Here is a 24,748-nt window from a genome sequence, read left to right as displayed (position 1 = left end):
CGAAGATACCAGCTGGCTGCAACTGTTTATTAAAAACACAGCACTGTGCAAACACGAAAGTGGACGTATACGGTGTGACGCCTGCCCGGTGCCGGAAGGTTAATTGATGGGGTCATCCGTAAGGAGAAGCTCTTGATCGAAGCCCCGGTAAACGGCGGCCGTAACTATAACGGTCCTAAGGTAGCGAAATTCCTTGTCGGGTAAGTTCCGACCTGCACGAATGGCGTAATGATGGCCAGGCTGTCTCCACCCGAGACTCAGTGAAATTGAACTCGCTGTGAAGATGCAGTGTACCCGCGGCAAGACGGAAAGACCCCGTGAACCTTTACTATAGCTTGACACTGAACACTGGTCCTTGATGTGTAGGATAGGTGGGAGGCTTTGAAGCGTGGACGCCAGTCTGCGTGGAGCCGCCCTTGAAATACCACCCTTTAATGGCTGGTGTTCTAACGTGGACCCGTGATCCGGGTTGCGGACAGTGTCTGGTGGGTAGTTTGACTGGGGCGGTCTCCTCCTAAAGCGTAACGGAGGAGCACGAAGGTCAGCTAATCCTGGTCGGACATCAGGAGGTTAGTGCAATGGCATAAGCTGGCTTGACTGCGAGCGTGACGGCGCGAGCAGGTGCGAAAGCAGGTCATAGTGATCCGGTGGTTCTGAATGGAAGGGCCATCGCTCAACGGATAAAAGGTACTCCGGGGATAACAGGCTGATACCGCCCAAGAGTTCATATCGACGGCGGTGTTTGGCACCTCGATGTCGGCTCATCACATCCTGGGGCTGAAGTAGGTCCCAAGGGTATGGCTGTTCGCCATTTAAAGTGGTACGCGAGCTGGGTTTAGAACGTCGTGAGACAGTTCGGTCCCTATCTGCCGTGGGCGCTGGAGAATTGAGGGGGGCTGCTCCTAGTACGAGAGGACCGGAGTGGACGCATCACTGGTGTTCGGGTTGTCATGCCAATGGCACTGCCCGGTAGCTAAATGCGGAAGAGATAAGTGCTGAAAGCATCTAAGCACGAAACTTGCCCCGAGATGAGTTCTCCCTGAGACTTTAAGTCTCCTGAAGGAACGTTGAAGACGACGACGTTGATAGGCCGGGTGTGTAAGCGCAGCGATGCGTTGAGCTAACCGGTACTAATGAACCGTGAGGCTTAACCTTACAACGCCGAAGGTGTTTTGGCGTGAGAAACAGAGAAGATTTTCAGCCTGATACAGATTATGTCGGGGCGTGAGAACGGTCTGACAACAGAATTTGCCTGGCGGCAGTAGCGCGGTGGTCCCACCTGACCCCATGCCGAACTCAGAAGTGAAACGCCGTAGCGCCGATGGTAGTGTGGGGTCTCCCCATGCGAGAGTAGGGAACTGCCAGGCATCAAACAAGTGAAGAGGCCATCCTGACGGATGGCCTTTTTGCGTTTCTGCGCTGTGAACCCACACCCTGCGATGCTGGATGCTGGATGCTGGATGCTGGATGCTGGATGCTGGATGCTGGATGCTGGATGCTGGATGCTGGATGCTGGATGCTGGATGCCGGATGCTGATTGCCGGTCACCGGTTTTCAGCAGTCCCTCTGTGCGTGGCGGAAAAAGCAGCCCGCCTCCGGATCCAGCGCACAACAGGCGTGACTGCCTGTCCGGAACAAAGCCTCATGCGAAAGCGCGGGGCTTTTTTGCTATTGTTTCAGCTCCATTTATCGCTGAAGGACATCTCAATGATCGTTCTGTACGTCCAGCTTTATAAAAATCGCATGGTTGTGCGTAACCTCCAGACTCAGCAGCAGGTATCGGGTAGCCAAACCTTCAGTAACCAGCGAATACTCATCGCAGACTTTTTCCCGGCGGAAAAGCTATTACAAGATTTGATTCTGCAAGTTGCACCGCGCGCATTCTGGCACGCACTTCCGGGCATGGGGCGTTTAGCTATCCTCGCGCATGCGCTGGAAATGAATGAAGGCGGCTTATCGCCCGTCGAAGAGCGTGCCATTCTTGAAATGACTTTTGGCGCTTCGCAAGGCCGATGCCGTTACCCGCAGGTCGTTGCCAGTCAGACACCGCTTAGCGATCAACACGTACTGGCAGCACTGAGCCAATCGAAAATGCCTCCCTCTCAGCGCGATAACAAACCGAAAATCATTAGCTAATATCAATGCTACACAGGCCGCGACGTGAAACTTTCTCACCTTTCACTTGCGGACTCGACATTTTGCCGATTCCTGGGTATCTTCGGCTATCTGGATGTCTAAACGTTTAAACGTATGCAGTGAGGGTATAAGATATGCCGATTCGGGTGCAGGACGAGCTGCCAGCCGTCAATTTCTTGCGTGATGAGAATGTCTTTGTGATGACGACATCGCGCGCAACAGTGCAGGAAATTCGCCCACTGAAGGTGCTGATCCTCAATCTGATGCCAAAGAAGATTGAGACGGAAAACCAGTTCCTGCGCTTGCTGTCAAACTCACCGCTACAAGTTGATGTGCGCCTGCTGCGTATTGACTCGCGTGAATCACGCAACACACCGGCCGAGCACCTCAATACCTTTTACTGTAATTTCGATGACATCCGTGATGAAAACTACGATGGCCTGATCGTCACCGGTGCGCCATTAGGCTTAGTTGAATTTAACGACGTGGCCTACTGGCCGCAAATCGAGCAAGTTCTGGAGTGGGCAAAAGATCATGTCACCTCCACCCTGTTTGTCTGTTGGGCGGTACAAGCCGCGTTAAATATCCTTTATGGCATCCCCAAACAGACCCGCACCGAAAAACTCTCCGGCGTATACGAACACCACATCCTTCATCCTCACGCATTGCTGACGCGTGGTTTTGATGATGTTTTTCTGGCGCCGCATTCGCGTTACGCCGATTTCCCGGCTGCATTGATCCGCGACTACACCGATTTAGAGATCCTCGCCCAGACGGAAGAGGGCGACGCCTACCTGTTCGCCAGCAAAGACAAACGTATCGCCTTCGTTACCGGCCATCCGGAATATGATGCCAACACACTGGCAGACGAGTTCTTCCGCGATGTGGATGCCGGGCTAAGTCCGGCGCTACCGCACAACTATTTTCCTCATGACGATCCGCAGAATAAACCACGAGCATCCTGGCGCAGCCATGGCAATTTGCTGTTTATCAACTGGCTCAATTACTACGTCTACCAGATCACGCCATACGATCTGAGCCATATGAATCCGACGCTGGATTAAGCGTTTCAGCCCCTTATTACAGGCACCTTCGGGTGCCTTTTTTATTTGCGAAAATCACTTCTCAACACAATAAAACTATAACCTCTTTTTTATCAAATGGTTATTTCCATTTTAATTTAAAAATGGAAATTGTTTTTGATTTTGGAAAAATTATTAGCCAGGATTGATCCTGCTGAACGAAAACTGCACACCCGATCTTCGTTGGCATTGGGAAATGTCTTTGCTGCAAAAAAGAGGAATCGCACCATGACACAACAGGCGACAACAACCGATGAACTGGCCTTTACGCGACCGCACGGTGAACAAGAGAAGCAGATTCTCACCCCGGCAGCCGTGGAATTCCTGAGCGAGCTGGTCACCCGCTTTACGCCAAAGCGCAATCAACTGCTGGCCGCGCGCGTGCATCAGCAGCAACAGATCGATGCCGGTACGTTGCCTGATTTTATTTCGGAAACAGCTTCCATTCGCGAAGGTGCCTGGACGATCCGGGGAATTCCCGACGATCTGCTGGACCGCCGCGTTGAAATTACCGGGCCGGTTGAACGCAAAATGGTGATCAACGCGCTGAATGCCAATGTGAAGGTGTTCATGGCGGATTTTGAAGATTCGCTGGCACCAAACTGGGACAAAGTGATCGACGGGCAGATCAACCTGCGCGATGCCGTCAACGGCACCATCAGCTACACCAACGAAGCGGGCAAAATCTACCAACTGAAGCCAAACCCGGCGGTGCTGATTTGCCGTGTGCGTGGTTTACACCTGCCGGAAAAACACGTCACCTGGCGCGACGAGGCCATTCCGGGCAGCCTGTTCGATTTCGCGCTCTACTTTTTCCACAACCACAAAAATCTGCTCGCCAAAGGCAGCGGCCCCTATTTCTACCTGCCGAAAACGCAGTCATGGCAAGAAGCTGCATGGTGGAGCGAAGTCTTCAGCTTTACCGAGGATCGTTTCAATTTGCCGCGCGGCACCATCAAAGCCACGCTGCTGATTGAAACCTTGCCCGCGGTATTCCAGATGGATGAGATCCTGCACGCGCTGCGCGACCATATTGTTGGCCTGAACTGCGGACGCTGGGATTACATCTTCAGCTACATCAAGACGCTGAAAAACTACCCGGATCGCGTGTTGCCTGACCGCCAGGTGGTGACGATGGATAAACCGTTCCTCAGTGCCTATTCACGTCTGCTGATCAAAACCTGCCATCGTCGCGGCGCTTTCGCGATGGGCGGTATGGCGGCGTTCATCCCCAGTAAAGACACCGAACGTAACAACTGGGTGCTGAACAAAGTGAAAGCCGATAAACAGCTCGAAGCGAATAACGGCCACGATGGCACTTGGATTGCGCATCCGGGTCTTGGCGACACGGTCATGGAGGTATTCAACGCGGCGCTGGGCGAACACAAAAACCAACTCTTTGTCAGCCGTGAAGACGATGCGCCGATCACCGCAGAAGATCTGCTGGCACCTTGTGAAGGCGAGCGCACCGAAGAGGGCATGCGCGCCAATATCCGCGTCGCGGTGCAGTACATCGAAGCGTGGATCTCCGGCAATGGCTGCGTGCCGATCTACGGGCTGATGGAAGATGCTGCCACGGCGGAAATCTCCCGTACCTCAATCTGGCAGTGGATCCACCACGAAAAAACGCTGAGCAACGGCAAGCCGGTCACTAAAGCGCTGTTCCGCCAGATGCTGGCCGAAGAGATGCTGGTTATTCAGGAAGAGCTGGGTGAGCACCGTTTCAGCAGCGGGCGTTTTAACGATGCCGCGCGCCTGATGGAGCAGATCACCACCTCTGATGAGCTGATCGACTTCTTAACGTTGCCTGGCTACCGCCTGCTGGCGTAATCGCCCGGACTATTTTGTTCGCCAATTTGGCCCTGGACAGTGCTCAACATCCTTACGTATCACCAGCACGTTTCGGTTTTCGTGCGCTGGTCGTGGCCAAACTGCCTTCACCAATAACGCCTGGCGAGCCAGGAGAAGAATATGGAGCATCTGTATATGAAAACCCGTACCCAACAAATCGAAGAATTACAAAAAGAGTGGACGCAGCCGCGCTGGGAAGGCATTCGCCGCCCTTATAGCGCGGAAGATGTGGTGAAGTTACGCGGCTCGGTCAACCCGGAATGCACGCTGGCGCAACTGGGCGCGGCGAAAATGTGGCGCTTGCTGCATGGCGAATCGAAAAAAGGGTACATCAACAGCCTTGGCGCACTGACGGGTGGGCAGGCGCTGCAGCAGGCGAAAGCGGGAATCGAAGCGGTGTATCTCTCCGGCTGGCAGGTGGCGGCAGATGCTAACCTCGCCGCCAGCATGTACCCGGACCAGTCGCTCTATCCGGCAAACTCCGTGCCGTCAGTGGTTGAACGCATCAATAATACGTTTCGTCGCGCCGATCAAATTCAGTGGTCTTCCGGTATTGAGCCAGGTGACCCGCGCTTTGTCGACTACTTCCTGCCGATCGTCGCAGATGCCGAAGCGGGTTTTGGTGGCGTACTGAACGCGTTTGAGCTGATGAAATCGATGATTGAAGCCGGTGCGGCGGCAGTACATTTCGAAGATCAGCTCGCGTCGGTGAAAAAATGCGGCCATATGGGTGGCAAAGTGTTAGTGCCAACGCAAGAAGCGGTGCAGAAACTGGTGGCGGCGCGTCTGGCGGCGGATGTAATGGGTGTTCCGACGCTGTTGGTGGCGCGCACCGATGCCGATGCCGCCGATCTGATTACCTCAGATTGCGACCCGTATGACAGCGCGTTTATCACCGGCGAACGCACCAGCGAAGGCTTTTACCGCACCCATGCGGGCATTGAGCAGGCGATCAGCCGCGGTCTGGCTTACGCGCCGTATGCCGATCTGGTGTGGTGTGAAACCTCCACGCCAGACCTGAACCTGGCGCGCCGTTTCGCCGATGCGATCCACGCGAAATACCCTGGTAAGCTGCTGGCGTACAACTGCTCGCCGTCGTTTAACTGGAAAAAGAACCTTGATGACAACACCATCTCCCGCTTCCAGCAGGAGCTGTCAGATATGGGGTACAAGTTCCAGTTCATCACCCTCGCGGGCATCCACAGCATGTGGTTCAACATGTTCGATTTAGCCCACGCGTACGCGCAGGGCGAAGGGATGAAGCACTACGTCGAAAAAGTGCAGCAGCCAGAGTTCGCCGCAGGCAAAGAGGGCTACACCTTCGTTTCTCACCAGCAGGAAGTGGGTACCGGTTACTTCGACAAAGTCACCACCATTATTCAGGGCGGCGCCTCGTCGGTAACGGCGTTGACGGGTTCAACGGAAGAAGCTCAGTTCTAATCGTCAATCTGCCCGGTAGCAATTTGCCTGCCGGGCTAATGCCTGGGGAATACGATGTCGCGTGGTCTGGAACTGTTGATTGCCCAAACCATCCTGCAAGGCTTTGATGCCCAGTATGGTCGTTTTCTGGAAGTGACCTCCGGCGCGCAACAGCGCTTTGAACAAGCCGACTGGCATGCTGTTCAGCAGGCGATGAAACAGCGCATTCACCTTTATGATCACCATGTTGGCCTGGTCGTCGAGCAACTGCGTTGCATCACCGACAGCCAAAGTCCGGACGCCGCGTTTTTGCTGCGCGTCAAAGAGCACTACACGCAACTGCTGCCGGATTATCCCCGCTTTGAAATCGCCGAAAGTTTCTTTAATTCAGTCTATTGCCGGCTGTTCGATCACCGCTCTCTCACGCCCGAACGGTTGTTTATCTTTAGCTCGCAACCGGAACGCCGCTTTCGCACCATCCCGCGCCCGTTAGCCAAAGCATTCTGGCCGGAACGCGGCTGGGAAGCGCTGTTGACCAAAGTGCTGTCGGATTTGCCGCTGCGCCTGCCGTGGCAGGATAAAGCGCGTGACGTGAGTTATATCACCGCACATTTGCAGGAAGCGTTTGGCAGCGAAACCCTTGCTCACTCTCACTTGCAGGTGGCGAACGAGTTGTTTTACCGCAACAAGGCCGCCTGGCTGGTGGGCAAGCTTATTACCCCGTCGGCTACGCTGCCGTTCTTGTTGCCGCTTCACCGCAGCGATGACGGTGAGCTGTTTGTCGATACCTGTCTGACCACATCGGCGGAAGCCAGCATCGTGTTTGGTTTTGCCCGCTCCTATTTTATGGTTTACGCCCCGCTGCCCGCCGCGACAGTCGAGTGGCTGCGCGAGATCCTGCCCGGTAAAACCACTGCTGAACTGTATATGGCAATTGGTTGCCAGAAACACGGCAAAACGGAAAGTTACCGCGAATATTTAAATTACATCAACGCCAGCAATGAGCAGTTTATTGAAGCGCCAGGCATTCGCGGCATGGTGATGCTGGTGTTTACGTTGCCCGGTTTTGACCGGGTATTTAAGGTGATCAAAGATGTCTTTCCCCCGCAAAAAGAGATGAGCGCCGCGCACGTTCGTGCCTGCTATCAACTGGTCAAAGAGCATGACCGCGTGGGGCGTATGGCTGATACACAAGAGTTTGAAAACTTTGTGCTGGAAAAACGGCAGATTGCCCCGGCGCTCATGGCGCTTTTGCTGGAACAAGCGCCAGGCAAAATCACCGATCTCGGCGATCGCATCGTCATCAGCCATCTCTATATTGAGCGGCGTATGGTGCCGCTCAATCTGTGGTTCGAGCAGGTTAAAGGTCAGCAATTGCGCGACGCGGTAGAGGAGTATGGCAACGCCATTCGCCAGCTTGCCGCCGCCAATATTTTCCCCGGCGACATGCTGTTTAAGAACTTCGGCGTCACCCGTCACGGGCGCGTGGTGTTCTACGATTACGACGAAATTTGTTACATGACCGAAGTGAATTTCCGCGACATTCCCGCGCCGCGTTACCCGGAAGATGAGCTTAGCGCCGAACCGTGGTACAGCGTGTCGCCAGGCGATGTCTTCCCGCAGGAGTTTCGCCACTGGTTGTGTGCCGATCCGGAAATCGGTCCGCTATTCGAAGAGATGCATGCCGATCTACTGCGTGCCGATTACTGGCGCGGATTGCAGGCGCGCATCCGCGAAGGGCATGTCGAAGATGTTTATGCCTACCGCAAACGCCAGCGTTTCAGCGTACGCTTTGGCGCAGGCGCGCTGCGGCAGGCGGGGTAAATCAGGTGAAGTAATATCTCACCACATGGAAGAAGATCGGGGCGGCAAAGCAGAGAGAATCAATCCTGTCCATCATGCCGCCGTGCCCTTCGAGCATTGCACCGAAATCCTTCACGCCGCGATCGCGTTTAATCGCCGACATACACAAACCGCCGAGGAAGCCGAGCAGCGTAATCAGCAGGGAAATAACAAAAGCCTGCCACGGGTTAAACGGTGTGATCCACCACAGCCCCGCGCCGACCAGACTGGCGCTGAGGATACCGCCCACAAAGCCTTCTACCGTTTTGTTCGGGCTGAGTTTCGGCACAATAGGGCGCTTGCCGCACAGCTTACCGAAGACGTATTGCAGCACGTCGGAAATCTGCACAACAATCATCATAAACAGCACCAGCTTGATATTTTCACCACTGTAGCCCGGAATGGACAACATCAGCAGCGCAGGCGCATGGCTAACACAGTAGACCGCCATCATCAGGCTCCACTGGATTTTTGCGCTGCGTTCAAGAAAGTGCTGTGTATCACCCGCGATAGCCACTCGTGCCGGAATAAACAAGAAGGCGTAGACCGGGATAAAAATCACAAACACCGAATACCACTGGATGCCAACCAGCACGTATTGCACCGGAAGAATGATAAAGAAACACCAAAACAGTGCTTCATGATCGCCCCGGCGAGTGGGCATTAGAGTGATACATTCGCGTAGCGCGAAGAACGACATCAACGCAAACAGCACAACTGAACCGATGGGGCCAACCAGCATGGCGATGACTGAAACGGTACACATCAACCACCAGGCGCGGATCCGCGCGTTAAGGTTAGCTATCGTGGCGTTTTGATAGCGGCGCGATAGCAAAAAACCAATAACACTGGCGACGGTCAGCAGACCGAAAAGCCCGCTCAGTAGCAGGCGCAGATCGGAATCGACATTAATCATGGGCAAGTGCCTCCAGCGCACACCTGGCGCGGTCTAAAAATTCCTTTTTCGTTTCGTCGTCCGTAACCGCTGGCAATGGCTCGCCAAACGTTGCCGTGCAGATAATCGGTACCACCAGACGTGAACCTTTCGGCAGTACACGATTCATATTTTCCAGCCACACCGGGATCAGCTGCACTGCTGGCAGGCGCTGTGTTAAGTGATAAAGCCCGCTTTTAAAACTGGCGACTTCATCACCGGAGCCGCGCGTACCTTCAGGAAAGAAGATCAACGAATGGCCTTGTTCCAGCTTTTCCATCAGTGGTTGTAGCGGATCGCGCTGCTTTACCGTCTCTTTGGCGGCTGAAGCCGGGCTACTCCGTTCAACCAGAATGGCGTTAAAAATGCGCGTAGCAAGGTAGCGACGAAGCGCTGTTTTGTTCCAGTAATCCGCCGCGGCGACCGGATGTACGCTATTGCGCAACGCACGTGGAAAGCTCGCCCAAATAACCAGACCATCGAGGTGGCTGCTATGGTTGGCGTAATAAATGGTGGCGCGATCCGGCTGTGGCAAGGTGCGCCAAAAAGCTTTCACGCCGGTTAACAGGCGGCAAAGCATAACGAAAAAGGCTCTGACAATGGTCTTATCGACAGAAAAATGCAGCTTCATGATGCCTTCTCCTGCTTCAATGTAGAGATGATTCGACGGGTACGGCGAACTGTCGTCCAGGCTGCACCAAGGGCAATTAACGCCAGTGTGCAGAGCAGCAGCAGCTCCCCCCACTGCGGCAGGATGATGGCGATAACCGTCGCAGCAGTCAGCAGCGCCATTCGGTGTTGTTTGGCCATTGGGCCGCTAAATTGTTGCGCCAGGCCGCAGGTGCCGCCAAGCAAGCGTACATAAGCGGTAAAAAGCGCAAATAAAGACGCCGCCCAGCCCAGCTCAACCCCTCCAGTCACTTGCACCAGACCGTAGCCAGCGCCAAGGAACAGTACGCTGTCAGAAATGCGATCCGGTAGTTCGTTAAAGACAGCACCCGCCGGGCTGCGCAGACCGCCCTCTACGGCTACCATGCCATCGAGCAAATTACAGATAAGCCGCCCCTGAATACCGACAATAGCTAATAGCAGCAGGCCGCGTTGCAGCAGCGTATTGTCACTGTGCCAGACGGTAAAAAAACAGAGACCAGCGAGAAGTGCAAAAAAAATACTGAATACGGAAATGGTGTTGGGCGTGTAGCCTTTTTGGCGCAGGTAACGGGCAGCCGAAGCCGCCCAGGCGGAATTGCGCGTCTTTACTGGACGGCGATCGTGAACATCCTTGGTCATATATGTCATTCCGGTGAGTGGATAAAAATTGGACGTCCACTATATAACCTTTTGGAAGTTAACGCATTCCCCCGTACGCCAGTGTCACTTCTTTCGCGCCACGGATCACCATCGCGCCCAGCTCGGTCACGCGGTCATCGGTGATGCGTGAGATAGGCCCGGAGATGGAAATCGCGGCGAAGGGTTCGCCGTGTTCGTCAAAAATGCACGCCGCTACGCAGCGCAGCCCCAGCGCGTGCTCTTCGTCGTCAAAGGAGTAGCCGCGTTTACGCGTCTGGGCGAGATCTTCTTTCAGGTGTACCGGCGATATCAGCGTGGCATGGGTGTACGCATGCAGCCCCTGGCGGTGCAGCAAACTGCCTACTTGCTCATCGCTCAGGCGCGACAAAAACGCTTTTCCCGCGCCGGAAGCATGCATCGGCAGTTTGCCGCCAATCGGCGCGGACATGCGCATCAACTGCGTACACTGCACCTGATCGATAATGATGGCCTGATGGTCGCTCTTATCCAGCACCGCGAGATTCACGGTTTCGCCGGACTCTTCCATTAAGTTGCGCAGAATGGGGTGAACAATCGCCATCAGGTTGCGGCTTTGCAGGAAACTGCTGCCGACGATAAACGCATGTGCGCCTACCGACCAGTGGCCCAGCTCGCCCACCTGGCGAACGAATCCTAGCTGTTGCATGGTGGTGAGTAAGCGATGGGTGGTCGAGTTGGGCAAACCGGCCTGTTGCGCCAGTTCGGTAAGGGCGACGCTGCCATGAGACTCGGCAATCCATTCCAGCAGTTTCAGGCCGCGGGTCAATGACTGGACTTGCCCGCCCGCCGGAGCGGCCGGGGCTGTGGCTTTTCTGCCTCGTTTAGCGGGAACGGAAGTGGCCATGACTGGCTCCTTTTTCTGTATCGTGGAAATCATTTTCGTTTTGATTGAGTATAACGCAACTCCCTGGCAGACTGATCGGATGAGTTCGCGCAAAACAGAACGAAAATGCCGGATACAGCTTCTTTATTGGCGCACGTGTTTCGCCAACTGTATATGTTGAGCACAAAGCGCAATGGTTCGTCTTACCTGGCTCAGTGGATGCTCCGGAAACATCTCATCATATTGACGATCGTCGCTCGGCAGGCAACGCAGCTCACTTTCCCGCAATTTGGCGAAGAGCGCGTCGGCAGAGTCGAGAAGTTCGGGTTCGTCGGTAGTGGGCGGTATGTTGCCCTGCTTAAGTTGTAAATCCATTACCACCGCTTCGCGAAAGCCGGTGTTCCCTTTTTCTACCGCTTCAGCATTGATCTGGAAAAGACCTTGTTTTACAGGGAGCCAGATAATCGCGACAAAATACATCCCGAGTGAACCCGGTGTGGGATCGCGATATTTAAACGTGCCCTGCAACGCCGCCATTCCCTCTATATTGAGCGCCGTTAGCTCCAGTAATGCGCCGCCAATCTTTGCAGTTTCTTGCTGCCAATACTGTGTGGCGGCGGCAATATCATGCAATGCAAAAGGCCACTGCACAGGGGCGTGGAGCTGAAGGCGCACCGCGCTTTGTTCTGGTGTGGACCATGCCATGCTGGTGTCACCGCTCTCATACAATTGCCACCCGGCAATGTTGAGTTGCAGGTCGGTGAGGCGAGGTTTCTTATGGCCAAAAAGAGACGTCAAAAACGACATAATAGGTTCCGTAAGTCGGTGTGCCTGTAAGAGGGCAGAAGGTTTTAGCATACATCGGCAATCTGGCCTGAAAACTTGAACCGTCATCGCACTGAAAAGGTTATGGGCTGGTGCAGCCATCAGGCTTAGTGGCGTTACGTGAGCATCTCTCATGTTCACCCCGCGTCGCTTTTCCGCTCTGCCACTTTATGCCAGTATGTCCTGCTGGCCTTTTGGCCTGGTTGAGCATTGTCGGGAGCACGTGTGAGCAGCAAAGTTGAGCAACTGAAGCAGCAGTTAAGCAAAAGAATTCTGGTTCTGGATGGGGGCATGGGCACCATGATCCAGAGCTATCGTCTGAGTGAGCAGGATTTTCGCGGCGAGCGTTTCGCCGACTGGCCCTGCGATCTTAAAGGTAACAACGACTTGCTGGTGCTCAGCAAGCCGGAGGTGATAAGCGCGATCCATGACGCCTACTTTGCGGCGGGCGCGGATATCATCGAAACCAACACTTTTAACTCAACGACAATCGCCATGGCGGATTACCAGATGGAATCCCTGTCGGCGGAAATCAACTTCGCTGCTGCCAAACTGGCACGTGCCAGCGCCGACAAATGGACGGCGCAAACGCCGGATAAACCGCGTTATGTCGCGGGTGTGCTCGGCCCGACTAACCGCACTGCCTCAATCTCACCGGACGTTAACGACCCGGCGTTTCGCAATATCACTTTCGATCAGCTGGTCACCGCTTATCGCGAATCCACCAAAGCGCTGGTGGAAGGGGGATCGGATCTGATCCTGATCGAAACCGTGTTCGATACGCTTAACGCCAAAGCGGCGATCTTTGCAGTAAAAGCGGAGTTTGACGCGCTGGGCGTTGAGCTGCCGATCATGATTTCCGGCACCATTACCGACGCCTCCGGGCGTACGCTCTCCGGCCAGACCACCGAAGCGTTTTACAACTCTCTGCGCCACGCCGATGCGCTCACCTTCGGCCTGAACTGCGCGCTGGGGCCGGATGAACTGCGCCAGTATGTGCAGGAACTTTCCCGTATCGCCGAATGCTATGTCACCGCGCACCCGAACGCTGGCCTGCCTAACGCCTTTGGTGAATATGATCTCGATGCCGACACCATGGCGGTGCAAATCGGCGAGTGGGCGCAAGCCGGTTTTCTGAACATTGTCGGCGGCTGCTGCGGTACCACACCAGAGCATATCGCCGCCATGAGCCGCGCGGTCGAAGGCGTGCCGCCGCGTCAGCTACCGGAGGTGCCGGTTGCTTGCCGCCTCGCGGGTCTGGAGCCGCTCAACATTGGCGACGACAGCCTGTTTGTGAACGTTGGCGAACGTACCAACGTCACTGGTTCCGCCAAATTTAAGCGCCTGATCAAAGAAGAGAAATACGCCGAAGCGCTGGATGTGGCCCGCCAGCAGGTGGAAAGCGGCGCGCAGATCATCGACATCAATATGGATGAAGGAATGCTCGACGCCGAAGCGGCGATGGTGCGTTTCCTCAACCTGATTGCCGGTGAGCCGGACATTGCCCGCGTGCCGATCATGATCGACTCCTCAAAATGGGAGGTGATCGAAAAAGGGCTGAAATGTATCCAGGGCAAGGGCATCGTTAACTCAATTTCGATGAAAGAGGGCGTTGAGCCATTTATTCACCACGCAAAACTGGTGCGGCGTTATGGCGCCGCCGTGGTGGTAATGGCCTTTGACGAAATCGGTCAGGCGGATACGCGCGCGCGGAAAATCGAAATTTGCCGTCGCGCCTATAAAATTCTGACCGAAGAGGTGGGTTTCCCGCCGGAAGACATTATCTTCGATCCGAATATCTTCGCCGTGGCAACGGGTATTGAAGAGCACAACAACTACGCGCAGGACTTTATCGGCGCGTGTGAAGATATCAAACGCGAACTGCCGCATGCGCTGATTTCCGGCGGTGTTTCCAACGTTTCGTTCTCGTTTCGCGGCAACGACCCGGTGCGTGAAGCGATCCATGCCGTGTTCCTGTATTACGCCATTCGTAACGGCATGGACATGGGCATCGTCAACGCCGGACAACTGGCGATTTACGATGATTTGCCTGCCGAGCTGCGCGACGGCGTTGAGGATGTGATCCTTAACCGCCGCGATGATGCGACCGAGCGCATGCTGGATCTGGCGGAAAAATACCGCGGCAGCAAAGCCGCCGATGAAGGGGCGAACGCGCAGCAGGCGGAGTGGCGCAACTGGGATGTGAAAAAACGTCTCGAATATTCACTGGTAAAAGGCATCACCGAATTTATCGAGTTCGATACCGAAGAGGCGCGTCAGCAGGCCGCTCGCCCGATCGAGGTGATCGAAGGGCCGTTAATGGACGGCATGAACGTGGTGGGCGATCTGTTCGGCGAGGGCAAAATGTTCCTGCCGCAGGTGGTGAAATCCGCCCGCGTGATGAAACAGGCCGTGGCGTATCTGGAACCGTATATCGAAGCCAGCAAAGAGAAGGGCAGCAGCAACGGCAAAATGGTGATCGCCACTGTGAAAGGCGATGTCCACGACATCGGCAAAAATATCGTGGGCGTCGTGCTGCAATGCAACAACTACGAAATTATCGACCTCGGCGTGATGGTGCCCGCCGATAAAATCCTGAAAACTGCCCGCGAAGAGAAGGCTGACCTGATTGGTCTTTCCGGATTGATTACGCCGTCGCTCGATGAAATGGTCAACGTGGCGAAAGAGATGGAACGCCAGGGGTTCACCATTCCGTTGCTGATTGGCGGTGCGACCACATCGAAAGCGCACACGGCAGTGAAAATCGAACAGAACTATAGTGGGCCGACGGTGTATGTGCAAAACGCCTCGCGTACCGTAGGTGTGGTGTCTGCTCTGCTTTCGGATACGCAGCACGATGAGTTTGTTGCCCGTACCCGCAAAGAGTATGAAACCGTACGTATCCAGCATGCGCGGAAAAAACCGCGTACGCCGCCAGTCACGTTGCAGGCCGCACGGGAGAACGATCTCGCGTTTGACTGGGAAAGTTATACTCCGCCGGTCGCGCATCGCCTGGGCGTGCAGGAAGTTACTGCCAGCATCGAGACGCTGCGCAATTACATCGACTGGACGCCATTCTTTATGACCTGGTCGCTGGCCGGGAAATATCCGCGCATCCTTGAAGATGAGGTGGTGGGGGAAGAGGCGAAACGTCTGTTTGCCGATGCCAACGAGATGCTCGATAAACTGAGTGCGGAAAAGCTGCTCAACCCGCGCGGCGTGGTCGGGCTTTTCCCGGCTAACCGCGTTGGCGACGATGTCGAAATCTACCGTGACGAAACCCGCACGCAGATACTGACAGTAGGTTGCCATCTGCGCCAGCAAACGGAAAAAGTCGGTTTTGCGAACTACTGCCTGGCGGATTTTGTCGCTCCCAAACAGAGCGGCAAAGCGGACTACATTGGCGCATTCGCAGTGACGGGCGGTCTTGAAGAGGACGCGTTAGCACAAGCGTATGACGCCGCGCACGATGATTACAATAAAATCATGGTGAAAGCGGTGGCCGATCGCCTGGCGGAAGCCTTTGCGGAATACCTGCATGAGCGGGTGCGCAAAGTGTACTGGGGCTACGCGCCGAACGAAAACCTCAGCAACGATGAGTTGATCCGTGAAAATTATCAGGGTATTCGCCCGGCACCGGGCTATCCGGCTTGTCCGGAGCACACGGAAAAAGGCACCATCTGGCAGTTGCTGGACGTTGAAAAACATACCGGGATGAAACTGACCGAATCCTACGCGATGTGGCCAGGGGCATCGGTTTCCGGCTGGTATTTCAGCCACCCGGACAGTAAATATTTCGCGGTAGCGCAGATTCAGCGTGACCAGGTGGAAGATTACGCGCGGCGTAAAGGCATGTCGGTGGCGGAAATTGAGCGCTGGCTGGCGTCTAATTTAGGTTACGACGCGGATTAATCACAACAGGGCATTTTTTAAATGCCCTGGTTTTTCACCATTTCATTTTCGCGAAACTATCGTGAAGCAAACATAATACAGATTGAAACTAAGAACATTCTTAAAAATGGATATTTTCTTAGACCCTTCTTCCCCTTCATGCGTATGATGGAGGCGGACTACACGGCAAGATTGCTTCCTCTTTTGCGGTTCATTTAATTGTCATAAATTTAACTTAGGTATTATGAAATGGATATTTATGATATTAGAAAAAGAAATCTTTTGCCGAAGGATTACGAGAATATCCTGGCGCCAGATATCGCGAAGAATATTATTAAAAAGGAATATTTCATCGAGAATAGCCCGAATAATATTTTGGGCAGTATCGATGGTTATACGATTAAGCGGCATCACGGTTTTAAATATGGCTTACCGCACGACCCGCTTGGTCATCAAAAAGAAAAACATATTGATAGCCTGGTGGATAAAGGCGTGGTGGTGGTTGTGCGCCCGAACGTCAGCACGCGTAACCGCTTCTATTACCCGTTCTTTATCGCGGAAAACGCCGAACTGTTTTGCGTCCAAGACTTGTCGTTTAACGCGGTGTTTATCAGAACCATTTTGAACGGATTTAAAGACAGTGTGGCGATGCATGGTCGACCCGCCCCGACCCGAAGTACCTTTGTACCGGTGACCCCGGAGTTTGGCCCAGGTTACTGGAAAACCAGCGAAACAGACTTCCACGGCGTCAAAAATGCCGCAGTAATGATGCTCAACCGGGCGACCAGTATGGGCGATCAAGGGCGCGTATTTGGCTCCGACGGTAAAGATTATATGAACACTTCGCGAGACAAAATTCAGCTATGGACACCAATACCGGAGAGCGTCTCGTCGGATACCCGAGAAATCCTCTATAATCGCTCGGTGATCCGGCGTTATGGTGAAAAGCGTACCGTTTATCAGAAATACCTTGAGGGTGATGATGCCTGGACGCAATCGGGGAAATCATGGCAATGGATTCCAGGCGTAAGGGATGAAGATTATGAATTTAAGAAATAAGATTTTTGCTTTTTGGGGTATTATGGACGTGCTGGCACTGGCCAGTTATTTGTTTTTTTCGCTGCAAGGCGGTAACGTTCCTTTTTATTCCGATATTAGCGGCTTCTATACCAATTATTCACAGCTGGGTGTGAATGGATTGATGGGCATAATTATCCAGGCGATGTTCTTTATTAATATCGCGCTGATTATCTCGCTGGTTTTTTCTGCCTGGTCTTTTTTTGTTAAAAAAGACATCCAGACTATTTTCTTTATCATGCAGGAAATAGCCCGCGTGTTGTCGCTAAAATGCTCAGTGGCGTTGATTCCACTGTTTATGCATTTTGCCGGTTTTACCGCTGCGTGGGGGGCAATTTTGCTGTTTGTCCTCTCGGAAGTGCTCAAAATTGCTTCGGTTGTGTGGGCTAAACGCCAGGGCAACCCGCAAACGGCGCCTGCCGTTTCCCGCTAACCGATAAACCCTCGCTTCTGTCACAAAACCGTCATTTTTGTTTACAACTCTCAGGGGGCTTAACCGGCACCCTGCGCTTTTCTTCGCATTGACGCCTTATACTTACTTCATAATGTTGACGTTATCTTCCCGGTAACGAGCAACGCATAACGATAAGGAGAACCTGATTCTGTGCTGACTTTGCTTCATCTGCTTTCTGCCGTGGCTCTGCTGGTGTGGGGCACACATATTGTACGTACCGGTGTGATGCGCGTTTTTGGCGCCCGTTTGCGTACCGTTCTTAGCCGTAGCGTCGAAAGGAAACCGCTCGCCTTCTGCGCGGGTATCGGCGTGACTGCGCTGGTGCAGAGCAGTAACGCCACCACCATGCTGGTGACCTCGTTTGTCGCCCAGGATTTAGTGGCGCTCACCCCGGCGCTGGTGATTGTGCTGGGCGCTGATGTCGGGACAGCACTGATGGCGCGCATTCTGACGTTCGATCTCTCCTGGTTATCACCGCTGTTGATTTTTCTTGGCGTCATTTTCTTCCTCGGGCGTAAACAGACGCGCGAAGGCCAGCTTGGGCGCGTCAGCATCGGCCTTGGGTTGATTCTTCTGGCGCTGGAGCTGATTGTGCAGGCGGTTACGCCGATCACCCAGGCCAATGGCGTGCAGGTGATTTTCGCCTCGCTGACCGGCGATATTATGCTTGATGCGCTGATTGGCGCGGTGTTCGCCATTATCAGTTACTCCAGCCTGGCGGCGGTGCTGCTGACAGCAACGCTGGTGACAGCGGGGATTATCTCTTTCCCGGTGGCGCTATGTCTGGTGATTGGTGCCAACCTCGGCTCCGGCCTGCTGGCGATGCTCAATAACAGCGCCGCTAACGCTGCCGCCCGTCGTGTGGCGCTTGGCAGTTTGCTGTTCAAGCTGGTGGGTAGCCTGATTATCCTGCCGTTTGTGCATGTGCTTGCCACGTCAATGCAGAAACTTCCCTTGCCGGAAGCGGAACTGGTGATCTATTTCCATGTGTTCTACAACCTGATCCGCTGCCTGGCGATGGTACCTTTCGCCGGGCCAATGGCGCAGTTTTGTAAGCGGATCATTCGTGAAGAGCCAGAGCTGGATACACGCCTTAAGCCAAAGCACCTCGACAGTTCCGCACTCGATACGCCAACGCTGGCGCTGGCCAATGCTGCGCGGGAAACCTTGCGCATGGGCGATGCGATGGAGTTGATGCTCGAAGGGTTGCATAAAATCATGCACGGTCAGCCTCGTCAGGAGAAGGAGCTGCGCAAGCAAGCCGATGACATTAACGTGCTGTACACCGCAATTAAGCTCTATCTGGCGCGTATGCCGAAAGAGGAGCTGGCGGAAGAGGAGTCGAAACGCTGGGCGGAGATTATCGAGATGTCGCTGAACCTTGAGCAGGCCTCCGATATTGTCGAGCGCATGGGCAGCGAAATCGCCGACAAATCGCTGGCCGCGCGGCGCGCTTTCTCTGTTGAAGGCTTGCAGGAACTCGATGCGCTGCATGAACGGCTGGTGGGAAATCTGAAGCTGGCGATGTCGGTATTTTTCTCCAGTGACGTGACCAGCGCCCGGCGTTTACGTCGCAGCAAACACCGTTTTCGCATTATGAACCGCCGTTATTCGCATGCGCACGTTGACCGCCTGCATCAACAAAACGTGCAAAGTATTGAAACCAGCTCGCTGCACCTCGGTTTGCTGGGCGATATGAAACGTCTTAACTCCCTGTTCTGCTCGGTAGCCTACAGCGTGCTGGAGCAGCCGGATGAAGACGACGAGCGCGACGACGCTTAACCCATACCGTGCCTGCGGGCACGGTAGCTAAAACCCACACTTTTACTGCGTAACTGCACAAATTTGATTTGGCGCGGCGAAAATCCGGTTTTCTCTCCCGGCGAAGCCAGTTATATTCCGCTTTTACAGGAGAATTTATGCTGCCAACCCAATCAACACGTTTAAACAAATACATCAGCGAAAGCGGAATTTGCTCACGCCGCGAGGCTGACCGTTATATTGAGCAAGGCAATGTCTTTATTAATGGCAAACGCGCCGGGATCGGCGATCAGGTGGTTGCCGGAGACGTTGTGAAAGTGAACGGTCAACTTATCGAGCCGAGAAACGACGAAGATCTGGTGTTTATCGCGTTGAATAAACCCGTTGGTATTGTCAGTACCACCGAAGATGGCGAAAAAGACAATATTGTTGATTTCGTTAATCACAGCAGCCGTATCTTCCCCATCGGCCGTCTGGACAAAGATTCGCAGGGGCTGATTTTCCTCACTAATCACGGCGATTTAGTGAACAAAATCCTGCGCGCCGGTAACGATCACGAGAAAGAGTATCTGGTGACCGTCAATAAGCCCGTCACTGACGAATTTGTGCAGGGTATGAGCGCCGGCGTGCCGATCCTCGGCACCAAAACCAAAAAGTGCAAGGTAAAAAGGGAAGCGCCATTTACCTTCCGCATTACGCTGGTTCAGGGGCTGAACCGCCAAATCCGCCGCATGTGTGAATACTTTGGCTATGAAGTCACCAAACTTGAACGCACGCGCATTATGAACGTCAGTCTCACTGGCTTGCCGCCGGGGGAGTGGCGTGATCTGACCGACGACGAGCTGATTGCGCTGTTTAAGCTGATTGAGAACTCATCGTCAGAAGCGAAGCCGAAAGCAAAAGCGAAACCGCAGGCAGCGAAAAAGCCCGCAGTAAAAGTGGCGAAGCCCGAAGAGAAAAGCCGGGCGAAACCGGCGGGGAAACGCTTTACCCAGCCGGGCAGGAAAAAGAAAGGGCGCTAGTTAGCGCTTGCCACGCGTTGAGGTGTTTGCCGACCAGGAAAATGTGGCATTCTCATCCGGTTTATAAGCCTGCTGTTTCTTCATCTGGCGGGCTTTTTTCGCTGCCGCTTCGCGCTGCGCCATCAGTTTATCGATGTACTCCTTCTTCACATGATTAGCTTCAGCGTTGCTGAGCGGGCGTCCGTGCGCGATACGGGCGCGATCCAGCAGCGTTTTCAGCTCCCGCTGTTCACTCTCCGTCATCTCTTTTTGCGTCAGTCTGGTCAGGGCCATAAAGCGTTCTCCTTGGGAAGTGCATCGAGTCTACGCGATGTAAAGGGGCATGTCTGCGTGGTGATGCATAAACCCCGGAAGGCGCTTCGCAGATTTGTTTTTGAGCGGGTGACTTTCCTGTACTGCCCTGTAGGGTGACGCACTTACGGTAAGAGGTTTAAGTCGGTAAATACGGCTAATGTTTCCATCTTGTCAACACATTCAAGGGCAGTTATGATGTTTCCATAATGGAACGTGTGAGGGAGCGATGCACGTTATATCAAGGAGGCCGTTCGATAACGCGGCTAAAGATTTTCCAAACCACACGCTTGCGCTGGACGCAGTTTACAAAATCCTGAAAAGCACTGTTTACCAGAATCCAGACGCGTTGCGAGAAGAGTTCCCAAGCCTGGACAAGATGAAATACAGGGATAAATGGTGGGTTATCAATGTCGGTGGCAACCATTTGAGGGTGCTGTTTTTCGCAGGCTTTGAATCAGCAAAATATTTGTCAAACATATCGTGACCCATGCCGAATATGACAAATTGATAAGACATTATCGGGAGACCAAAGAATGATTGAGGATGCAATCAAGGCTGCTGACGAGCTGGTGAAACTAGTGCCTTTTTTGGGAAATAACCCCGGCAAAGAGGAGTATGAGCAAGCGCTGGAGATGGTTGAACGGTTGCTCATGCATTCGCCGGATAGCTCCCTGGCCGCGCTGCTTACCGCAAAAATAGAGCACTATGAAAATAACGACCCGGAGCTGGCGGCGTTTAACGCGCGTATCGCGGCACTGCCACGCGGTGTTGCCGCTTTACGGGTTTTGATGGATCAGCACGGATTAAATCAGTCTTCGTTTCGGGATGAAATCGGCCAGCGCTCCCTGGTAAGCCGCATTCTTAATGGCGAGCGCAATCTGACAGTCGACCATATCCGAGCGCTGGCGAAACGCTTTAATGTGTCGACCGACGTATTTATTGAGCCAGTCCATCACATCGCGGGGTGAGTGAAATGGCTGTGGCGGCAGCCATTTCTTGTAAAGTTAACCCTCTTTCACCGCTTCCGTTTTACGACCGTCGACCGGTTTGCCCGACCAGTAGCCTGCCAGCAGCGAACCGGAAAGGTTATGCCACACGGAGAACAGTGCGCCAGGCAGCGCGGCGAGCGGTGAGAAGTAGATTTTACCCAACGCCGCAGCGAGGCCGGAGTTCTGCATACCCACTTCAATCGCCAGCGTGCGACAAGTGGATTCATCAAAGCCGAACAGACGACCGCCCCAGTAGCCACCGAGCAGACCAATGCTGTTGTGCAGGATCACCGCGACAATCACCACCAGGCCAACAGAGGCGATATAGTTCGCGGAACCGGCGACCACGGCGCTAATGATCGCCAGAATACAGACCATGGAAAACGCGGGCAGCCAGGGCTCCAGCGCGTTAACCACGCGCGGGAACAGGTGGTGCACAACCAGCCCCAACGCAATCGGGATCACCACAATTTGCAGGATGCTTAACAGCATGCCCATCACATCGACCTGAATATGCGCATCGACATACAGACGCGTCAGCAGCGGCGTGGCGACAACACCCACCAGCGTAGAAACCGAAGAGATGGTGACCGACAGCGCGACATCACCTTTTGCCAGATAAATCATCACGTTTGATGCCGTTCCACTGGCGACACTACCGACCAGTACCATCCCGGCGGAGAGATCCGGCGGCATCTTAAAAATCAGCGCCAGTAGCCATGCCGCCAGCGGCATCACCAGGTAGTGCAGGAAAATACCGGCGGCAACCGGAGCCGGGCGTGACAGGACGCGTTTGAAGTCATCAATTTTTAAGTGCACGCCCATGCCAAACATAACCAGCATCAGCAGCGTGGCAACCCACGGGCCAATGGCGATAAACATTGGCGGGAAATAATAGGCGAATACCGAGAGCAGCAGCGCCCATAACGGGAACAGCCGCGTGAAAGTTGCGAGCATATGGGGATTCCTTGCGATTGTTGTGTTGTGTTTTTATTACCCTTCACTCTTCAGGCTACAGGTGCGCTGGCGAAGCCAATAGCGTCCGTGATTTCTGCGCCGGTAACCCGGCAGTTTCACCCCGGGGATGAGCGCTGTTCGCAACGGTTCTGCAACCCGAATGAATGAGGGTATTTAAGGAGGGGATCGAGCCCGACCATTGGTATTGTTTATCGCGCTAAGGAATATTATTCAAACAAATTATGATGAAGATCTTTTATGTTGCGCCGCGTACGCTTTCCCAGCTCAGCCCGAAGCGGGCCAGGTATTTGCGCAGGCGATCCGCATCATTCGGGTTGGCCTTTTTCTGCCGGGAAATGGCGAACAATTCACGTCCTGCTTCTGAAAGCGTCTGGCTGCGCCGACAGACGGCAATCACTGTTTCTAACTGGCGTTGATCGAACAGATCCAGCTTGCTGATATCCACCGGCAGGTCAGGCAATGCTGATTCCCCACGCCAGTGATGCGCTAAACGCTGCACCTCCTCTTCGACTAACGCGTCGTTAATCCGCCCCTGTTCCGCCAGCGTTGCCATTCGCGCGATTGACGTGCTCAGTTCGCGAAAGTTGCCGCGCCACGCCGCGTGGGGAGAACAGGCGAAGGCCAGATAGCGCTCGCGTGCGCCCTTATCAAAGCGGATTTGCGTCTGCTGCTGCTGTGAAAAACGCTGGAGTTCATACTCAATGTTCGGGGCGATATCTTCCCGCCGCTCCGCCAGACCCGGCAGCGCGAACGTCCACATATTGATACGCGCAAAGAGATCTTCCCTGAAACGTCCTTCCGCCACCCACTGCTGCATATTCCGGTGCGTGCCCGCAATCAGTTGAAAATCACTGTGCACTTCTTTATCGGAGCCAAAGGGGAAAAAAGTCTTCTCTTCAATCGCTTTCAGCAGCATCGCCTGCTCATCCAGCCCCAGCTCGGCTATCTCATCGAGGAACAGTACGCCGCCATCGGCTTCGCGCAGCAGGCCGGTACGCGCCTGTTGCGCGCCGGTGAATGCACCTTTCACATGGCCAAATAGCGTCGACATGGCATTATCACCGCGCAGCGTGGCGCAGTTCACCGCCACCAGACGCCCCTGCACCAGATGTCGGGACTGGCGTAACTGAAAGATGCGTTTTGCCAGAAACGATTTTCCCGCACCGGTTGGCCCGGTCAGCAGAATGGGCGCAGTCGAGCGCAGCGATACGCGTTCGATTTGCTCGATTAAGCGGTTAAAGGTGGCATTACGCGTATCAATGCCGGATTTCAGAAACGACACCGACTGCTGCTGTTCGCGCTGAAAACGGCTGGTCAGCGTGGCGTAACGGCTTAAATCCAGATCGATAACCGAACAGACGCCGGCAGCTATTGCTTCGTCAGCAGCGCCTTTCGGCGCCGGGCCGGTCTGCAACAGGCTGGCGGGCAGATAACGGGCTTCGGTCAGCAGGAACCAGCAGATCTGCGCGACGTGCGTCCCGGTGGTGATATGCACCAGGTACTCTTCATTTTCCGTATCGAACGGGTAACGGGTAGCGAAATCGAGAAACGCGGCATACACCTCTTCAAAATCCCACGGATCTTTAATCATCACCGCATGTTTGCGTACCTCGGTATGTGGCGAGATGAGGGCAATGTCCTCTGCCGTCTGTTGCGCCAGCCCCTCATCGCGCGGCTGGTGCAGCAGCTCAAGCCTGTCGACAGCGAAATCTGGCTGCTGGCATAAGCCCACGGTGGGTCGCCATTTGCGAAAGCGGTTTTGCCGTTTGCCACGTTTATCCAGCACCGTTCCCAGTACACCAATTACCACCCGACGCTTCATGCTTATCCCACAAGATAAAAATCGATATTTAAAGATAAAAAATAATTATCGCTGCCGCAATGCCAGTAAACCATGTAAAAAATAAAAGCATTGTTTTTCAGGTGGATAAAAGATTTATTTGCTTTTTTCAGATTCTGGCACGCTTCTGGCAATAACTATTACGTCAGCACGCTGAGGTAGCAGGGGTTACGCACCCCGCCGGCGCACCAGGAACGGCAC

The 24,748-nt window shown here is 54.1% G+C and carries 19 protein-coding genes, 2 rRNA genes and 1 pseudogene; 14 read left to right on the top strand and 8 right to left on the bottom strand.

The annotated features are described in order from the left end of the window. From AAIG26_RS19390 to aceK, 7 genes are all read left to right on the top strand, one after another. A 23S ribosomal RNA gene (locus tag AAIG26_RS19390) occupies positions 1 to 1,155 on the top strand; the annotation flags it as partial. 96 nt (positions 1,156 to 1,251) lie between these two features. Next, a 5S ribosomal RNA gene (rrf, locus tag AAIG26_RS19385) occupies positions 1,252 to 1,367 on the top strand. Between the two features lie 100 nt (positions 1,368 to 1,467). Further along, on the top strand, positions 1,468 to 2,136 hold the full coding sequence (locus AAIG26_RS19380; RefSeq protein WP_343182139.1) for a YjaA family stress response protein: 669 nt from the start codon (positions 1,468 to 1,470) through the stop codon (positions 2,134 to 2,136). Between the two features lie 134 nt (positions 2,137 to 2,270). Beyond that, complete coding sequence (metA, locus tag AAIG26_RS19375; protein ID WP_020456077.1) at positions 2,271 to 3,200, top strand: homoserine O-succinyltransferase; 930 nt, start codon at positions 2,271 to 2,273, stop codon at positions 3,198 to 3,200. A 246-nt stretch (positions 3,201 to 3,446) separates the two neighbouring features. Beyond that, positions 3,447 to 5,048 (top strand): malate synthase A, encoded by a 1,602-nt coding sequence (aceB, locus tag AAIG26_RS19370; RefSeq protein ID WP_343181264.1) that lies wholly within the window; start codon positions 3,447 to 3,449, stop codon positions 5,046 to 5,048. Positions 5,049 to 5,204: 156 nt separating this feature from the next. Then, positions 5,205 to 6,509: an isocitrate lyase gene (aceA, locus tag AAIG26_RS19365; RefSeq protein ID WP_269232668.1), complete on the top strand. Its 1,305-nt coding sequence runs from the start codon at positions 5,205 to 5,207 to the stop codon at positions 6,507 to 6,509. A 54-nt stretch (positions 6,510 to 6,563) separates the two neighbouring features. Further along, positions 6,564 to 8,312 carry a bifunctional isocitrate dehydrogenase kinase/phosphatase gene (gene aceK / locus AAIG26_RS19360; protein ID WP_045511665.1) on the top strand — a complete coding sequence of 583 codons (1,749 nt, stop codon included), beginning with the start codon at positions 6,564 to 6,566 and terminating at the stop codon, positions 8,310 to 8,312. 1 nt (position 8,313) lies between these two features. Here the strand turns inward: aceK and AAIG26_RS19355 are convergent, their stop codons facing one another. The 5 genes from AAIG26_RS19355 to AAIG26_RS19335 all read right to left on the bottom strand — a co-directional run bounded on the left by AAIG26_RS19355 (position 8,314) and on the right by AAIG26_RS19335 (position 12,223). After that, positions 8,314 to 9,246, bottom strand: coding sequence for a phosphatidate cytidylyltransferase (locus tag AAIG26_RS19355; protein ID WP_045511668.1), 933 nt, complete (start codon positions 9,244 to 9,246; stop codon positions 8,314 to 8,316). Beyond that, the gene (locus AAIG26_RS19350) at positions 9,239 to 9,895 is read right to left on the bottom strand and encodes a lysophospholipid acyltransferase family protein (RefSeq protein WP_269232665.1); all 657 of its coding nucleotides are present in this window, start codon (positions 9,893 to 9,895) and stop codon (positions 9,239 to 9,241) included. Before AAIG26_RS19350 ends, AAIG26_RS19355 begins: the two co-directional genes overlap by 8 nt. Continuing rightward, positions 9,892 to 10,554: a CDP-alcohol phosphatidyltransferase family protein gene (locus tag AAIG26_RS19345; RefSeq protein WP_343181263.1), complete on the bottom strand. Its 663-nt coding sequence runs from the start codon at positions 10,552 to 10,554 to the stop codon at positions 9,892 to 9,894. The genes AAIG26_RS19350 and AAIG26_RS19345 overlap by 4 nt, the downstream gene beginning before the upstream one ends. 58 nt (positions 10,555 to 10,612) lie before the next feature. After that, positions 10,613 to 11,437, bottom strand: a complete 825-nt coding sequence (iclR, locus tag AAIG26_RS19340; RefSeq protein ID WP_343181262.1) for a glyoxylate bypass operon transcriptional repressor IclR — start codon at positions 11,435 to 11,437, stop codon at positions 10,613 to 10,615. Positions 11,438 to 11,560: 123 nt separating this feature from the next. Continuing rightward, positions 11,561 to 12,223 carry a hypothetical protein gene (locus AAIG26_RS19335; RefSeq protein ID WP_343181261.1) on the bottom strand — a complete coding sequence of 221 codons (663 nt, stop codon included), beginning with the start codon at positions 12,221 to 12,223 and terminating at the stop codon, positions 11,561 to 11,563. Between the two features lie 243 nt (positions 12,224 to 12,466). Here AAIG26_RS19335 and metH point away from each other — a divergent pair, with 243 nt between their 5' ends. From metH to rluF, 5 genes are all read left to right on the top strand, one after another. Further along, positions 12,467 to 16,153: a methionine synthase gene (gene metH, locus AAIG26_RS19330; RefSeq protein WP_343181260.1), complete on the top strand. Its 3,687-nt coding sequence runs from the start codon at positions 12,467 to 12,469 to the stop codon at positions 16,151 to 16,153. Positions 16,154 to 16,381: 228 nt separating this feature from the next. After that, the gene (locus AAIG26_RS19325) at positions 16,382 to 17,191 is read left to right on the top strand and encodes a hypothetical protein (protein WP_240528424.1); all 810 of its coding nucleotides are present in this window, start codon (positions 16,382 to 16,384) and stop codon (positions 17,189 to 17,191) included. After that, on the top strand, positions 17,175 to 17,642 hold the full coding sequence (locus AAIG26_RS19320; RefSeq protein ID WP_343181259.1) for a hypothetical protein: 468 nt from the start codon (positions 17,175 to 17,177) through the stop codon (positions 17,640 to 17,642). Before AAIG26_RS19325 ends, AAIG26_RS19320 begins: the two co-directional genes overlap by 17 nt. A gap of 171 nt (positions 17,643 to 17,813) precedes the next feature. Further along, positions 17,814 to 19,445 (top strand): Na/Pi cotransporter family protein, encoded by a 1,632-nt coding sequence (locus AAIG26_RS19315; RefSeq protein WP_020456088.1) that lies wholly within the window; start codon positions 17,814 to 17,816, stop codon positions 19,443 to 19,445. Positions 19,446 to 19,582: 137 nt separating this feature from the next. Then, the gene (rluF, locus tag AAIG26_RS19310; RefSeq protein ID WP_045511681.1) at positions 19,583 to 20,446 is read left to right on the top strand and encodes a 23S rRNA pseudouridine(2604) synthase RluF; all 864 of its coding nucleotides are present in this window, start codon (positions 19,583 to 19,585) and stop codon (positions 20,444 to 20,446) included. Here the strand turns inward: rluF and AAIG26_RS19305 are convergent, their stop codons facing one another. Beyond that, complete coding sequence (locus AAIG26_RS19305; RefSeq protein ID WP_017459411.1) at positions 20,447 to 20,719, bottom strand: DUF3811 domain-containing protein; 273 nt, start codon at positions 20,717 to 20,719, stop codon at positions 20,447 to 20,449. Positions 20,720 to 20,966: 247 nt separating this feature from the next. Here AAIG26_RS19305 and AAIG26_RS19300 point away from each other — a divergent pair. Both AAIG26_RS19300 and AAIG26_RS19295 read left to right on the top strand, forming a co-directional pair. Next, positions 20,967 to 21,277 (top strand): annotated as a pseudogene (locus AAIG26_RS19300) (type II toxin-antitoxin system HigB family toxin). Beyond that, positions 21,274 to 21,708, top strand: coding sequence for a helix-turn-helix domain-containing protein (locus tag AAIG26_RS19295; RefSeq protein WP_343181258.1), 435 nt, complete (start codon positions 21,274 to 21,276; stop codon positions 21,706 to 21,708). The pseudogene AAIG26_RS19300 and the gene AAIG26_RS19295 overlap by 4 nt, the downstream one beginning before the upstream one ends. A gap of 36 nt (positions 21,709 to 21,744) precedes the next feature. Here the strand turns inward: AAIG26_RS19295 and panS are convergent, their stop codons facing one another. Both panS and rtcR read right to left on the bottom strand, forming a co-directional pair. Beyond that, positions 21,745 to 22,686 carry a ketopantoate/pantoate/pantothenate transporter PanS gene (gene panS, locus AAIG26_RS19290; protein ID WP_343181256.1) on the bottom strand — a complete coding sequence of 314 codons (942 nt, stop codon included), beginning with the start codon at positions 22,684 to 22,686 and terminating at the stop codon, positions 21,745 to 21,747. A gap of 256 nt (positions 22,687 to 22,942) precedes the next feature. After that, the gene (rtcR, locus tag AAIG26_RS19285) at positions 22,943 to 24,529 is read right to left on the bottom strand and encodes an RNA repair transcriptional activator RtcR (protein ID WP_097406542.1); all 1,587 of its coding nucleotides are present in this window, start codon (positions 24,527 to 24,529) and stop codon (positions 22,943 to 22,945) included. Positions 24,530 to 24,748: the final 219 nt, after the last annotated feature.

The sequence above is a fragment of the Kosakonia sp. PSU_27 genome (assembly GCF_039409795.1).
Classification (GTDB): domain Bacteria; phylum Pseudomonadota; class Gammaproteobacteria; order Enterobacterales; family Enterobacteriaceae; genus Kosakonia.
The sequence above is the reverse complement of the archived record's forward strand: the minus strand, read 5'-3'. Positions and strand labels throughout refer to the sequence as shown.

Coding starts and splice junctions, on each gene's coding strand:
- AAIG26_RS19380 (WP_343182139.1), top strand. CDS start 1,468: ATGCTGGATGCTGGATGCTGGATGCTGGATGCTGGATGCTGGATGCTG.
- metA (WP_020456077.1), top strand. CDS start 2,271: ATGCCGATTCGGGTGCAGGACGAGCTGCCAGCCGTCAATTTCTTGCGT.
- aceB (WP_343181264.1), top strand. CDS start 3,447: ATGACACAACAGGCGACAACAACCGATGAACTGGCCTTTACGCGACCG.
- aceA (WP_269232668.1), top strand. CDS start 5,205: ATGAAAACCCGTACCCAACAAATCGAAGAATTACAAAAAGAGTGGACG.
- aceK (WP_045511665.1), top strand. CDS start 6,564: ATGTCGCGTGGTCTGGAACTGTTGATTGCCCAAACCATCCTGCAAGGC.
- AAIG26_RS19355 (WP_045511668.1), bottom strand. CDS start 9,246: ATGATTAATGTCGATTCCGATCTGCGCCTGCTACTGAGCGGGCTTTTC.
- AAIG26_RS19350 (WP_269232665.1), bottom strand. CDS start 9,895: ATGAAGCTGCATTTTTCTGTCGATAAGACCATTGTCAGAGCCTTTTTC.
- AAIG26_RS19345 (WP_343181263.1), bottom strand. CDS start 10,554: ATGACCAAGGATGTTCACGATCGCCGTCCAGTAAAGACGCGCAATTCC.
- iclR (WP_343181262.1), bottom strand. CDS start 11,437: ATGGCCACTTCCGTTCCCGCTAAACGAGGCAGAAAAGCCACAGCCCCG.
- AAIG26_RS19335 (WP_343181261.1), bottom strand. CDS start 12,223: ATGTCGTTTTTGACGTCTCTTTTTGGCCATAAGAAACCTCGCCTCACC.
- AAIG26_RS19325 (WP_240528424.1), top strand. CDS start 16,382: ATGGATATTTATGATATTAGAAAAAGAAATCTTTTGCCGAAGGATTAC.
- AAIG26_RS19320 (WP_343181259.1), top strand. CDS start 17,175: ATGAATTTAAGAAATAAGATTTTTGCTTTTTGGGGTATTATGGACGTG.
- rluF (WP_045511681.1), top strand. CDS start 19,583: ATGCTGCCAACCCAATCAACACGTTTAAACAAATACATCAGCGAAAGC.
- AAIG26_RS19305 (WP_017459411.1), bottom strand. CDS start 20,719: ATGGCCCTGACCAGACTGACGCAAAAAGAGATGACGGAGAGTGAACAG.
- AAIG26_RS19295 (WP_343181258.1), top strand. CDS start 21,274: ATGATTGAGGATGCAATCAAGGCTGCTGACGAGCTGGTGAAACTAGTG.
- panS (WP_343181256.1), bottom strand. CDS start 22,686: ATGCTCGCAACTTTCACGCGGCTGTTCCCGTTATGGGCGCTGCTGCTC.
- rtcR (WP_097406542.1), bottom strand. CDS start 24,529: ATGAAGCGTCGGGTGGTAATTGGTGTACTGGGAACGGTGCTGGATAAA.